This window comes from Nostoc sp. CmiVER01 (assembly GCF_034531135.2).
Classification (GTDB): Bacteria; Cyanobacteriota; Cyanobacteriia; order Cyanobacteriales; family Nostocaceae; genus Nostoc.
The window spans coordinates 154,225-167,908 of sequence record NZ_JAVRBU020000011.1 but is presented as its reverse complement, the minus strand read 5'-3'; the positions used below and the strand labels follow the sequence as shown (position 1 = coordinate 167,908).

Below are 13,684 nucleotides of genomic sequence, written 5' to 3'. Positions count from 1 at the left end.
TAAAGTTCCCTAATTCAGGTTTGATAGTGAATTTTTTACTTCATCCTTGAGTTGATTATTCTTCAGTTAAGAAGATAGGGTTTTTCGTTGCGGTTTCCGATAATTCACCTTCAAATACAGGGGCAAAGGAACCTTTTGGTTCTTTGAGGAAGAAGGCGCACATGAAAGCACAGACTAAAGCAGCTATACCCATTGTGGAAAATAGCGTTGGAGCATCGGTTAAGCTAAAAATTGTTAGGTAAACTACGCCGCCAAAATTACCATAAGCTCCCACGTTTCCAGCAATTTGTCCAGTGGCTTCTTTTTTAATTAGGGGTACGATGCTATAGGTTGCACCGCAGCCAGCTTGGGCAAAGTAGGCGGCTAACATTGTAACTGCGATCGCTAGCGGAATCGGCCAGCTACTATTAATAAAATGTGCAATCAAATAACTAACACCAATACCAGCACTGATAATTGTCATTGTCCATTTGCGGGAGCTAAATTTATCAGAAATTAAGCCACCACTGGGACGAGAAATCAAATTTAAGAATGGATAAGTAGCAGCAATCATCCCAGCAACAACATGCTCTAAAGCAAAGGTCTTTTCAAAGAATGCCGGAAGCATGGAAACGGCTGCCAGTTCGCTACCAAAACTAATTATGTAAGTAAATTCTAGTAAAGCTACTTGACCAAATTGGAAACGTTCAGATGGAGCGTAGGTTTTCTTGCCAATTAGGAGTTCTCGGTTTACCTGCCAAGCTCTGTAACTTTGGTAAGCAAATAATCCTGCTAATAGTAACCAAGTCAGATACATTTGGCTCAAAGTTAGGAAGTGAATATTCTTTTGTTCTAAGCGCCAAGCTAATAAACCTAGAGCGAATATCAAACCAAAATTCGAGACGATCATTGCCCAGAAGCTTTTAATACTTGTGACTTCTAGAGAACCATTTTTCTTAGGTTTTTTGTAAACTTTGCCTGCGGGCGTATCTTGAACAGTGTTGTAATAAATTACGCCGTAAATAGCTGTAATGATCCCTGTAAGTGCGATCGCAAACCGCCAGTTAGAAGCACCACCAGCGAAAAAGCTTGTAGAAACTGCAAGTATCGGTAAGGCAAACTCTGCACCAAAAGCCCCAAAGTTACCCCAACCGCCATAAATGCCTTGAGCAATTCCCATCTCCTTCGGCTGGAACCATTCTGCCACCATGCGGATACCGACAACAAATCCAGATCCGACAATTCCCATCAGCAAACGACTGATAACTAGTTGATTAAAATCTTGCGCTAGCGCCGTTGCTAAACAAGGAACAGCCGCAAACATCAGCAGCATTGAGTAGGTGATTCTGGGGCCAAAACGATCCAGAAGCATCCCAATAATTAACCGGGCGGGAATTGTCAGAGCAAGGTTACAGATGCCTAAAGTTTTAATTTGCTCAGGTGCTAAATGTAGTTCTCTGCCAATAGTTGTAGCGAAGGGGGCAAAGTTAAACCAACAAACAAAGGTGAGAAAGAAAGCAAACCAAGTTTGATGTAAGATGCGGTAGCGATCGCTGAACGAAAATAAGTTTTTAAGCATTCTAATCTTTCTAATTGAATAAAATACAGTGAAGATGAGCCTTTGAACTCGGAAATTGAGCCTTTTTACTCGGACGTTGCACCTTTTTGCTCGAAGGTTGAGCCTTTTAGCTCGGACGTTGCACCTTTTTACTCGGAGGTTGCACCTTTTAGCTCGGAGGTTGCACCTTTTAGCTCGGAGGTTGCACCTTTTTACTCGGACGTTGCACCTTTTAGCTCGGACGTTGCACCTTTTTACTTGAACGTTGCACCTTTTTACCTGGACGTTGCACCTTTTTACTTGAACGTTGCACCTTTTATCTCGGACGTTGAACCTTTAAAGTTGAAATATGAGTTTTGCCCAATGACAAATGACAAATTCCCAATCAGTTCCTAATTAGTAGGGCTTCTTGCTTGAGTTTTGCCCCAAAGTTTTTAATCAGTAAATCTTGCAATACTGGCTGCAAGTCTTCGCATGGTATGCCTTTGATGATGCAAGTTCCCAAATGGGCATCTTTCCCAACTTTGCCACCCATATATATATCAACGCCTTCCAAGGTTTTGCCATTTTTGCGAGTTTTAGTTCCCATCAAGCCGATGTCTGCAACTTGGGGTTGTCCGCATGAGTTAGGGCAACCTGTCCAGTGAATTCGCACTGGATTGGTGAAAGTTAACTCTTCTTCTAAGGCTTTAATCATTGCCAGGGCGCGGTTTTTGGTTTCGATGAGGGCAAAGTTGCAAAATTGTGCGCCTGTGCAGGATACTAGCGATCGCGTCAGCAAACCTGGATCAATAGAAAACCTTTCTAGCAAAGGCTCTGTTAAAAATGTTGCTAAACGTGAGTCAGAGATATTGGGGATAACGATATTTTGCTCAACTGTGAAGCGGATTTCGCTACTGCCGTAAACTTCCGCTAGACGGGCAATTTCAAACATATCTTCGGCATACAGCCGCCCAACGGGAATGTTCAAACCTGCATAATTTAATCCTGCTTGTTTTTGTTTATATACCCCGATATGGTCGCGTTTTTCCCAATCGATCTCGTCTTTTGCGGCTGCGGGTAATAATGATTTACCCAAACGGCTTTCTACTTCTGCTCGAAACTTTTCTACACCCCATTCATCAATTAGCCACATCAAGCGCGATTTTTGCCGATTAGCACGCGAGCCATGATCACGAAAGACTTCCAAAACGGCTCTACATACAGCGACTACATCTTCGGGAAGTACCCAAGCATTTAAAGGAATCGCCGCCTCACAACGTTTAGCTGAGAAAAAGCCACCCACAATGATGTTAAACCCGAAAACTTTTTGGGGAGTAGAGAGTAGGGAGTAGGCAGTAGGGGATTGTTCATCATTCCCTACTCCCCATTCCCCACTCGCTTCCTTAAATGCTGGAACAAAAGCTAAATCGTTAATTTCAGCATGAACTGAATTGTCTCGTCCACCTGCGATCGCAATATTAAACTTCCGTGGTAAATTGCTAAACTCTGGGTTTCCTTGGCCTTTGTTTGTGAGCATATCTTGAATTTGCTGTACCAACTCTCGTGTGTCGTACAACTCATCCGCATCCAACCCGGCCACCGGATCGCCTGTGATGTTGCGGACGTTATCCATCCCTGACTGGATACTGGTTAAACCAACTGCGTGAAATCTATTAAAGATATCTGGTAAATCTTCAATTCTGATCCCCCGTAATTGGATATTCTGTCTCGTAGTAATATCAGCGCAACCATCATCACCGTAACGTTGCACTACTTGGGCTAAAACACGCATCTGACTGCTGTTGAGAATACCGTTAGGCATCCGCAACCGCATCATAAACTTACCTGGGGTGACTGGGCGGAAAAACACACCCACCCATTTAAGTCGATGATCGCGATCAGTTTCGTCCATTGCTTCCCACCCCAAGGCGGCAAATTTTTCTATCTCATCCCTGATAGCGAGTCCATCTTTTTGAGCCTTGAATTTCTCGAACTTGTTGAGGCTAGTAGTGGTAGTTGCTGTGTCTGTCATAATCTGACTCTCGTCTAAATTACTGAATATGGTGATAATTGCCCAATATCAATCAACCCGTAGTTTCATTAGGTGTTGTATCTACGAGAATTAGGAATTAAAAACTTAATATTTGCTTACGGTTGATTATTTTTACTTCAGAGCATTCAAAACTAAACTCCAAACCCGTAATTAGTTAAGGAAAACTTGTCGTCATTTACATCTTGGAAATTTGTCAAGCAGGTTTAGATAATGTTCATGTAACAATTTCGATACTTACAAGTTAAAGGCATATTTCTGTTAAAATCGTATAAATAGCTACGGTTTTTTAGTAAAATTGCCTAAAACGGATATAAAATATGCATTTTTTGCATCAAAACCAACCAATATCTTACGCAAACCCTTTAATTACGAGTATTTGAAACGATCAAAGGGATTTTGGATTTCCTTAAATAAATCCTGAATCCAAAATTGAGTGGCAGATGTTAGCTAAAACTTAGATATTATTTCAGCAGCTATGAAACGTCGTGATTTTATTAATTGGGTAGGTTTGAGTTTGATAGCAAGTTCTCTACCTGTAGCGATCGCAGCCTGTTCTTCTCAAACAACTCCAGTATCTAAGGATTGGCAAACAGTCGGTACATCGACAGAATTAGATAAAACTGGTCAATTGCTGGCTAAAAACTCACCTGCTGGGCCTGTATTGGTAGTCGGTACATCTAAAGGCGCAAATTTGACGGCAGTTAACCCTACCTGTACTCACGCAGGTTGCACAGTGGGATGGAAAGCTGAGGCAAAAAAATTCGCCTGCCCCTGTCATGGTTCGGAATTTGGCATTGACGGTAAAGTACAAAAAGGCCCAGCGACAGAAGCGCTTAAAACTTATGCCGTCAAAATTGAGGGTAATTCAGTTCTAGTCAAGCCAAGTTAAACAATACAATTTAGAGTATGGTGAGTAATATCAACCAGCTTTTGGTGCAAGCCCAGACAGCATACGATGCAGCTGATTGGTCATCACTAATTCAATATTTACAACAATTAATTTTAGGGACAGATTCTGAGCATCCAGAAATAGTTAAAAATCGAGAATATCTTCTAAAATTAACCGTTTCAATCTTAGAGATAGGAGATTTTCAGCAACGCTGGGAAATCACCAAAGTTTTGACTCGCTTGGGAAATATTGCTATCCCACCACTCATTGAGATATTAGAAGACGAAGATGCAGAGGAAGAATTACGCTGGTATGCAGCACGAACTTTAGGCGAATTTCAACAGCCAGAAGCGATCGCACCCTTAGTTGAATTGTTGAAAACCGATGAGGATGAAGAACTCAAAGCGATCGCAGCTACAGCACTAGGGCAAATGGGTACTGTTGCGATTACTTCATTAACTGAACTTTTAGCAGATGAAGATACAAGGCTTTTAGCAGTGCGATCGCTTTCCTGCATTCCTCAGACAGAAACCATCACACCGCTATTGAGTGTAGTCCAAGATCCACAAGCAACAATCCGCACGGCTGCAATTGAAGCCCTCAGCAGCTTTCGTGACGAACGTGTACCACCAGTATTGTTGAACGCTTTGGATGATATAGCCGCCACAGTTAGGCGTGCAGCAATACTTGGTTTAGGTTTTCGCCCCGACTTACGCGAAGCATTAGATTTGGTGACGAGACTACAACCCAAGCTTTACGACTTTAATATTGATGTTTGTTGTGCAGCCGCAGTTTCCCTTTCTCGAATGGGTTGTGATGACGCAGCCCAGCAATTATTTAAGCTGCTAATATCACCCCATACACCGCTACCACTGCAATTAGAAACCATCCGCGCTTTAAGTTGGCTGGGGACGTTATCTAGTTTGGAATATTTGCAAACGGCATTTCATCAAATCACTTCAGAGACACTTTGGCAAGAAATTGTTACCGTTTTAGGGCGAGTGCAAAAGCCCCAAACTACATTAGCCGTAGAAATATTATTGCAAATACTGCGATGCCTTCGGCGAGCTTCGCTAACGCAGCATCCAGCCAGAGAGATTGTCAGTGTCAAAAGTGCGATCGCTTTATCTTTAGGACAGTTAGGCGAAATGCAAGCTATTGAACCATTGATTTCGCTGTTAGCTGATTCTAATGTATCGGTGAGACTACATGCGATCGCTGCACTCAAAAATTTGGATAGGGAAGCCACATATCAGGAATTGCAGCAGTTAGCAAATAACCCCGAACTCAAACCAGATTTACAACAAGGAATAGCGATCGCTTTAGCTGAGTGGTAAATTCTGTCAAATCGGAGGTCGGACTCTTCCTTTACTATGAACAGGTGATTGTCCAGCTATGATCTAAAGCATATTGCCACTGACCAACTTTATGAAAACCTTTACTGCGATAATTGAGCGAGATTCTGATACTAATCTCTACATTGGCTATGTGCCTGGATTTTCCGGAGCGCATTCTCAAGGAGAAACCCTAGATGAGTTACAGGAAAATCTACGCGAAGTGATTGAGATGCTTCTAGAAGATGAAGACGCGACATTTGAGACGGAATTTGTTGGTACACAGCAGATCGTGGTTCAGTAAACCATGAGCAACATTCCTGTCCTGAAGCCACAAGAGGTCGTCCGCATTCTAGAAAACCTTGGTTTTGTGGAGGTGCGCCAAAAGGGTTCACACAAGCAGTTTCGTCACCAAGATGGTCGAGGAACAACAGTTCCGTTTCACAAGAGCCGCGATATTTCACCGAGATTGCTACGCCAAATTGCTAATGATATTGGTTTGTCTGTTGAAGAAATGCTCGAGTCGCAGTGAGATTCATCCTCTTCTTTAGCGTTAGGACATCGGTACAAAGCGGAGAATTGACAAAAAAGGCGGTAAAACCTGATTTATACAAATGTAAATCAGATAAAAGATACTGTAACAAACTATACTAAATTACTGGTAAAAAACCGTTAATTTAATGAAACTGATAAATGTAATTCAGGCTACATAAAAATGCGCCTAGAGCAGTTGCAAGCCTTTCTGGCGATCGCACAAACCGGCAGCTTTCAACAAGCAGCGCGAACATCTGGTGTTACCCAATCGACGATTAGTCGCCAAATCCAGGCATTGGAAGCAGATTTGGGTATAGAACTGTTTCACAGAACTAATCATGCAAAATTAACGCTGGGAGGTGAATGTTTACTACCCCGCGCCCGGAAAATTTGCCAAGAATGGCAGACAGCTACAGAAGAATTAGCTGATTTAATCGCCGGAAAACAGCCAGAACTTTGCATTGCCGCGATTCACTCACTCTGTGGATCTTACTTACCACCAGTGTTACAAAAATTTTGCCATGATTATCCAGATGTGCAATTGCGGGTGACTTCATTGGGAAGCGATCGCGCCCTGAAAGTCCTCAAAGATGGGTTGGTGGATTTAGCAATTGTGATGAATAATCGCTTCTTAACCACTGGTAGAGAAATGGTGGTAGAAGTACTTTATGAGGAACCGATAGAAATTCTAACCGCAGCCAATCATCCCCTAGCTCAATATGAATTAGTCCCTTGGTCAGAGCTAATTCGTTATCCCCAAGTGGTTTTTAAAGATGGTTATGGGATGCAACGTTTAATACAAGATAGATTTGAGCGAATGGAAGCTACACTGCGGGCAGCTTTAGAGGTAAATACCCTAGATGCCTTCCGAGGAGTGGTGCGCCAAGGAGAATTGATAGCTTTGCTACCTCAATCAGCATTAATGGAAGCTCGTCTTGACCCTACCCTAGCGATTCGTTCCTTAGCCAGCAATAATACTAGTGGTTTAGCAGATAGTTCCAGTTTGACTCGTCGGGTAGTTATGGTAACAACTCAAGATCGGCTGCAAATTCCCCCCATTAAACACTTTTGGCAACTCGTGCGCGAAAATATCCCATTACAAATTGACCAGCAGCGATCGGCTTCTTAAGCGTCATTAGTTATTAGTCATTAGTCATTTTCGGTTATTCACAAATGACAAATGACAAAGCACAAAGGACAAAGCACAAATGAGCAATATATTTCGGGAATTACTGCAAAAAGTAGGTAGCGGAAACCACACAGGAGAGAATTTAACTCGCGCCCAAGCAGCTACGGCCACTAAAATGATGCTGCTGGGTGAAGCTACACCAGCCCAAATCGGAGCGTTTTTGATTGCTCATCGAATCAAACGTCCTACGGGGGAAGAGTTAGCGGGAATGTTGGATGCATATTATGAACTGGGGCCAAAACTGCAACCAATTCTCTCTCGGCGGCCAGCGATCGCTCTTGGTATACCTTATGATGGCAGAACCCGCACAGCACCAATTAGTCCGGTAACAGCTTTACTACTCGCCGCAGTTGGACAACCAGTGGTAATGCACGGTGGCGATCGCCTTCCAACTAAATATGGATTACCTTTAATAGACATTTGGCAGCGTTTAGGAGTCGATTGGACTGTCCTACCACTAGCAAAAACCCAGCAAGTGTTTGAGCAAACCGGAATCGGCTTTATTTATCTCCCTCAGCATTTCCCCTTAACTAACAGTATTTGGGAATACCGCGACCAACTTGGCAAACGTCCGCCATTGGCAACAATGGAGCTAATCTGGTGTCCTTATGCCGGAGATGCTCATGTAATTGCTGGGTTTGTGCATCCCCCGACCGAAGGGATGTTTAAGATAGCTCTGGGGCTGCGGGGAATAACAAAATTTACATTAGTGAAAGGATTGGAAGGAAGTTGCGACTTACCGCGCGATCGCACTGCGATTATCAGCTTATCTTCATCGGTAGCATCCCAAGAGGTAGAAAGATTGCACCTCGTACCGCGTGATTACGGCTTTACTACTAAGAATGTACCCCTTGGAACTACTGAAGAACTGGTGGCGAATATTCAGAAGGTTTTGGCAGGTGAACCAGGTGAACTAATGCAAACAGCCTTGTGGAATGGCGGATTTTACCTATGGCGGAGTGGTATTTGTCCAAATATGCCAGAGAGTTTAGCTAAGGCAGAAGAATTATTAACCAAAGGTGCAATAGCAGCTAAACTCCAAGAACTCAGCCAGATAGTAAATTCACTCTCAGCAGAAGTATTTCAGCCAGTGTAAAAAGTTCAGTTAAAATATGAATTTCATCGCTTTAGGGTGTCGGCGACTTCTCCAAAATAGATTTTTGTTGCAACCAATCCTGACCTACTTGAATACTAATATCTGAGCCAAGGTTGCCAGTGCTTTCCACACGTACTTCGCCAAACCCCAAAGTGTCACGAATTGATTCGGCACTGTCACCATCTCCTTGCTGGGCGACAATATGAGTCACGTCTAGAGGTTCACCCCATGCCTTGGCTACATAGATATTACGATATCCAGATTTTTCCAAGGCTCTAATCAATGGTCGCAGGTTAGAGCGATCGCCACCTGTACTATCTTGAATTGCTACACGTAAAGAATGTGGGTCAGTTGCAGTCACCTGCTGTTCTTGATCTGACTCCAAACCAAAGTGTTGAGCCATCAGTTTGGCAATACCATTTTTGTTAGGCAACCAATAGCTAGCATCAAACTCACCTTTCTCGCTAAAGCGACCTGGCAGCATTAACATTTGCATGTTAGAGCGATTTGTTCGCACCCCAAAACCCATTAGCGCTACTAATTCTTCAACTGTCAAGTTGGTATCAATGTGGTCTTTAACTACATCCAGAACTTTAGGTAATTGAGTTACAGTCGCTGGGTTGAGCGTTTGATCCATCAAGGCACGAATGACCATTTGCTGCCGTTGAATCCGACCAATATCTCCGAGTTCGTCATGGCGAAACCGTAGCAATTGTAGTGCCTGATCGCCATTGAGATGCTGCTTACCCGCCTTCAAATTGATGTACAAATGTTGAGAATCATCTTGGTACTTCATATCTTTGGGGACATAAACACTCACGCCACCCAAAGCATCGATTAGCTTGGCAACTCCTAAAACGTTAATTCGGATATAACGATCAATTCCCGCGCCACCTAAGAGATTGCTGACGGTTTTGGCAGTTAAAGCTGGCCCACCGTCAACATTGGCGGCATTAATTTTTTTCACCCCATACCCCTCTATTTCTGTGCGGGTATCTCTGGGAATGGAGAGCATAATTATTTTTTTCGTCTCTGGATCAAATTTGAGCAAGAGCATCACATCGGAAAGACCATCAAAGGAGTTTACCTGGGGCAGGTATTTGAGGTTTTTGGTTTCTGGGGGAGGATTTTGGATATCCGGGGGAAGTACGCTCATGCCCATAACCAAGAGATTTACCGGGCGAGTTAATTCTGAAAATCGCAGCACACCTCCAGAAATGCGATCGCTATCAAAGACTGCCTCCTCCTGTGGACTTAGCTGGGCTTGTTGCAAAGGCGTACTAGTCAAAGACACCGCCAAAAGCGCCCCTGCTGTTGCTGACACCATTGCAATCCCACTCATCCCTACCCAAAACCATAGCCAACGCCCGGATTTCGAGTTATGGGAGGGAATTCTTTTACTAGACTTTGAGGCTTTTCCCGACTGGTTTTCTTCCGCCGAACTTCTTTGAATGGTCACAGATTTCCTCACACTTACTCAATAATCAAATTCGGTAAATTTGCAAACTAAAAACATCTAAACAAATCAACCCATAATAACTAATTCTTAATTATCAGTGCTAATTTTTTTAATGTAGTGTCAACCACAACACTTATAGCAGCATTTTTCTTTCTTTTGGGCCAACCTAGAGATGTTTTACTGAAGTATGGCAATAATAAACTGGATTTGACTAGATATATAGATAAATCAATAGTAATTTTTTAGTAAATAGGTAAAACTACTGAAAAATTCCTGCCTTAAAAAATTAAGATAAGTACTTTCCTAGTACTCGTTCAGCTAAGGTAGAAAACCCTGGTAAACGCCCAGATTTGCCCTGCATCAGGCGCAAAATCAACCAGACACTTACTAAAAAGTAACCTGATGTCAGAAAGCTATTGAGGATAAGAAGACGTAGCGAAAAAAAATCTGAAGTTGCTGCTCCGGTAGCTAATAATAGATATCCCAACAGCCAAGTAAGCGCCAAAGTAATAGACAGACGACTAATAGCAAGTTGTTCCCGACTCCCTTGGCCCCGATAGAGAGTCCACAAGGACGGAAAAAAGCCGATGATTGGAATCAAATGTAAAAGCAACTGTGTTTTGGGCATTGGGTATTGGGCAATAATTAATAGTTCTTCTCCCCCTGCTTCCCCTGCTTCCCCTGCTTCCCCTGCTTCCCCCACTCCCCACTTTCCACTCTCTTTCGGTTCAAAATTTTCCATTTGGGTTAGTCTAACTCCTAAACTAGAAGGATGAATAAGACTCATATAGTTAGAGATAATAATCTGTAAAGAAAGATTTTATTTAGTTCTATCCAGCAATCAGCTTAAAATGCAGACACGCAAGCTACTCGACTGGTGGCAAACATTCACACCAATAGCGCGAATCGGCGCGATCGCGTTATTCCTACCGCTACTAGTTCTTAATGGTTGGGCACTTTCGGTATTTTTTAATTATTTCCATTCTCTCATAGTCATTTTAGTTGGAGCCTCAGTGCTAGCATTTCTGCTCAACTACCCCGTGAGCTGGATGGAGCATCATGGTGCTAGGCGAGAGCAAGTCGCTATTTTAGTATTTCTCTTGGCTTTATCGATTTTATTAGCCTTGGGTGTGACACTTTTTCCTTTGGCTCTTACCCAAGCTCAACAACTGGTGGCTCGTTTACCAGAGTTGATCGACTCTGGACGCTCTCAGTTAATGATATTAAACGAAAAAGCTGAGACTTATGGTTTACCGATTAACCTCGATGCTCTGGTAGTGCAAATCAACGATCGCGTCAAGGGACAATTGCAAGCGATCGCTGGACAAGTTTTAAATCTGGCAGTTGTTACAGTCACTAGCCTGCTAGATATTCTCTTGACGATGGTTTTGACTTTCTACCTCTTACAGCATGGGGGTGAACTCTGGGAAAGTTTAGTAGAATGGTTACCCTCTAAATTTCGTGATCCTTTTTCCAAAACAGTCCGCCTGAGCTTTCAAAATTTCTTTATCACCCAGCTAATTTTATCTACCTGTATGGCATCAGCCCTGATTCCTACATTTTTGTGGCTGAAAGTGCCATTTGGTCTACTATTTGGCCTAACTATTGGTTTGATGGCTCTTGTCCCCTTTGGCGGTTCTGTAGGTATCGCCCTGACTACACTATTGGTAGCGCTGCAAGATTTTTCAATGGGTGTGAGAGTCTTGATAGCAGCAGTAATTGTACAGCAAATTCTCGAAAACTTAATTGCCCCCCGAATTTTAGGCAGCTTTACTGGTTTAAATCCAGTGTGGATTTTAATTTCAGTCTTGACAGGGGCAAGAATTGGCGGACTTTTGGGTGTAATTGTGGCAGTACCCACAGCTGTTGTGATTAAGACTACTTTGAATGCCCTGCGTCTTGGAAACCTAAGTAGCGAGACAGACGACAGCACCACAGGCGAGATAACTGCACCTATTGCAGCAAACCAGTCCTCGAAAGCTGACGCTAAAAACACATTGAGTATTTCTGAAGCAACATTACCTTAAGGAGGCAGAAGTCAGAAGGGATTGATACTTCATTTTTTGAATAGTTGACACCAAGATTCCTTGAAACCTATCAAAGAGAAGGAGGCAGGAGAAAACCTCTGCCATGTTCGCGCACAGCATCTCGTAGAGAAGGGAAGAGGTTTGAGTAATGACGTATCTTTTCTTGTTCGGTGAATCTCGAAAAGAATGTTTCTAACTTTTTACCTACAATTTGGCTTAGTTTGTACTTTTCTTCATGCTTCCTCATTGTGGGTCAATGATGGAACCCGTAAACAAAACCCTTCCCGTCTGATTATCCCTAATGGCACAGAAGAAAGGACGATCAACAATCATTCGGAATGGTTCTGGTTCTTCTCTGAAAGCTGTTGCGACTATTCCTACTGAAGTAGCCGCAGCCGCTTCAGTGCCTTCTTCGTTCACTTCGACAAAAGTTTTATGCTTAACTTCACTAATGGCAAAATTTTTACCCATGCCTGAAAAATTGGCTTTGTTGCTGAAAGCCTCCTCCATGCCTAAAGCTTTTAAGGCATCATTAAGAGTAACATCATACTCACTTTTAAACCGGGGTAAGCGAATAAACCCTTTTTGTTTGCTGAACTGAGTCATCCATTTATCCCAGTTCTCAACATTCAAGTTTTGATAAAAAGCTTTCAGGTTAGAGTTTTGTTTCGGCAGGAAAATATAAAAGCTGAATTTACCATCTTTGCCATAAGGTAAACTTACCGCTTGAAACTGTTTGCTTTCATAATATCTATAGTCACCATCTTGTGACATCATCGGGTGTTGTTTTGGCTTGCCAGGTGTGGTATAAAAAGGGTATTGAGCAGTTTGACTTTTATCAAATTCTTGGCTCCATTTTCCTTTAAAATATATGGCATTAATTAAAAACAACACCTGACTTGGTTCAATTTTTTCAATTATTTTATCGATTTTGCCATTAGTGTTATCTTTTACCCAGTTATTGATAATATTAGGTGCGGCTGGATCTTGAAAATTTAAATTGCTGACCTTAGCTTTATAGAAATACTGTATTCTTTGGAGAAAGTCTGGCTGAAAGCTAAAATTTTTGTTTGCCCAAAGTGAGTTAGCAATATTCAGTTGCACTTTCGGGTCAGAATTGTCTAAAAGCTGCTTTAATGCCGCCGCGTAAGAAGAGTTGATTTCTGCTAGATTTAGCCCTTGTAATTCCAGAGTTTTTGCGATCGCTAGTTGAGTCGTGCCGCTAGCGCCGTTGTAGGTCATAGCTAAAGCGATCGCAACACTCGAAGGTGAGATAAAAACATTCTTCTGATCTCGATCCTTTTTCAGAACTTCTGAAAATAGTTTGAAGCCAAACCTATTGCTAGACTCAACAAGTTTAGTATCAGTCTTGAGTGTTTTTTTTTGCAATGGAGTTTCTGGTTGAGGTAAACCAGATTGGGCAAGGACACTTTTATTACTATCGACTTGAGAATACCCTAATACACTGCATAAAACAACACTTGCAGCTGCCATAGCATAGCGTCTGCCCAGGCTAACACCGTAACGTCTTTGCATGAAATTTTCTCTCATACTACTATATTTCTGCGGATTCATTTTACCACC

13 protein-coding genes are annotated in these 13,684 nt (G+C 42.5%); 8 read left to right on the top strand and 5 right to left on the bottom strand.

Annotated features, from left to right (window positions below):
- Positions 1 to 55 precede the first annotated feature (55 nt).
- The gene (locus RMZ43_RS20290; protein ID WP_322649807.1) at positions 56 to 1,558 is read right to left on the bottom strand and encodes a NarK family nitrate/nitrite MFS transporter; all 1,503 of its coding nucleotides are present in this window, start codon (positions 1,556 to 1,558) and stop codon (positions 56 to 58) included.
- A 42-nt stretch (positions 1,559 to 1,600) separates the two neighbouring features.
- On the opposite strand from RMZ43_RS20290, the gene RMZ43_RS20285 reads away from it, so the two are divergent.
- Complete coding sequence (locus tag RMZ43_RS20285; RefSeq protein ID WP_322655385.1) at positions 1,601 to 1,933, top strand: hypothetical protein; 333 nt, start codon at positions 1,601 to 1,603, stop codon at positions 1,931 to 1,933.
- Here RMZ43_RS20285 and RMZ43_RS20280 read toward each other — a convergent pair.
- Complete coding sequence (locus tag RMZ43_RS20280) at positions 1,923 to 3,551, bottom strand: ferredoxin--nitrite reductase (RefSeq protein ID WP_322655384.1); 1,629 nt, start codon at positions 3,549 to 3,551, stop codon at positions 1,923 to 1,925. The two genes, RMZ43_RS20285 and RMZ43_RS20280, sit on opposite strands and share 11 nt — an antisense overlap.
- Positions 3,552 to 4,047: 496 nt before the next feature.
- Here RMZ43_RS20280 and RMZ43_RS20275 point away from each other — a divergent pair, with 496 nt between their 5' ends.
- The 6 genes from RMZ43_RS20275 to RMZ43_RS20250 all read left to right on the top strand — a co-directional run bounded on the left by RMZ43_RS20275 (position 4,048) and on the right by RMZ43_RS20250 (position 8,614).
- Positions 4,048 to 4,461, top strand: coding sequence for a ubiquinol-cytochrome c reductase iron-sulfur subunit (locus RMZ43_RS20275; protein ID WP_322649809.1), 414 nt, complete (start codon positions 4,048 to 4,050; stop codon positions 4,459 to 4,461).
- A 17-nt stretch (positions 4,462 to 4,478) separates the two neighbouring features.
- Positions 4,479 to 5,798 carry a HEAT repeat domain-containing protein gene (locus RMZ43_RS20270; protein WP_322655383.1) on the top strand — a complete coding sequence of 440 codons (1,320 nt, stop codon included), beginning with the start codon at positions 4,479 to 4,481 and terminating at the stop codon, positions 5,796 to 5,798.
- Positions 5,799 to 5,889: 91 nt separating this feature from the next.
- Complete coding sequence (locus RMZ43_RS20265) at positions 5,890 to 6,099, top strand: type II toxin-antitoxin system HicB family antitoxin (protein WP_322655382.1); 210 nt, start codon at positions 5,890 to 5,892, stop codon at positions 6,097 to 6,099.
- Between the two features lie 3 nt (positions 6,100 to 6,102).
- Positions 6,103 to 6,327: a type II toxin-antitoxin system HicA family toxin gene (locus RMZ43_RS20260; RefSeq protein ID WP_190909794.1), complete on the top strand. Its 225-nt coding sequence runs from the start codon at positions 6,103 to 6,105 to the stop codon at positions 6,325 to 6,327.
- Positions 6,328 to 6,510: 183 nt separating this feature from the next.
- Complete coding sequence (locus RMZ43_RS20255; protein ID WP_322655381.1) at positions 6,511 to 7,458, top strand: LysR family transcriptional regulator; 948 nt, start codon at positions 6,511 to 6,513, stop codon at positions 7,456 to 7,458.
- A gap of 79 nt (positions 7,459 to 7,537) precedes the next feature.
- Positions 7,538 to 8,614 carry an anthranilate phosphoribosyltransferase family protein gene (locus tag RMZ43_RS20250; protein WP_322655380.1) on the top strand — a complete coding sequence of 359 codons (1,077 nt, stop codon included), beginning with the start codon at positions 7,538 to 7,540 and terminating at the stop codon, positions 8,612 to 8,614.
- Between the two features lie 31 nt (positions 8,615 to 8,645).
- Here the strand turns inward: RMZ43_RS20250 and RMZ43_RS20245 are convergent, their stop codons facing one another.
- Both RMZ43_RS20245 and RMZ43_RS20240 read right to left on the bottom strand, forming a co-directional pair.
- On the bottom strand, positions 8,646 to 10,073 hold the full coding sequence (locus RMZ43_RS20245; protein WP_322655379.1) for an LCP family protein: 1,428 nt from the start codon (positions 10,071 to 10,073) through the stop codon (positions 8,646 to 8,648).
- A 286-nt stretch (positions 10,074 to 10,359) separates the two neighbouring features.
- Positions 10,360 to 10,701, bottom strand: a complete 342-nt coding sequence (locus RMZ43_RS20240; protein WP_322649837.1) for a hypothetical protein — start codon at positions 10,699 to 10,701, stop codon at positions 10,360 to 10,362.
- 223 nt (positions 10,702 to 10,924) lie between these two features.
- Between RMZ43_RS20240 and RMZ43_RS20235 the strand changes: the two genes are divergently transcribed.
- Positions 10,925 to 12,100, top strand: coding sequence for an AI-2E family transporter (locus RMZ43_RS20235; protein WP_322649817.1), 1,176 nt, complete (start codon positions 10,925 to 10,927; stop codon positions 12,098 to 12,100).
- 243 nt (positions 12,101 to 12,343) lie between these two features.
- Here the strand turns inward: RMZ43_RS20235 and RMZ43_RS20230 are convergent, their stop codons facing one another.
- A complete protein-coding gene (locus RMZ43_RS20230) occupies positions 12,344 to 13,675 on the bottom strand; it encodes a serpin family protein (protein WP_322649818.1) in 1,332 nt (443 codons plus the stop codon).
- Positions 13,676 to 13,684 lie beyond the last annotated feature (9 nt).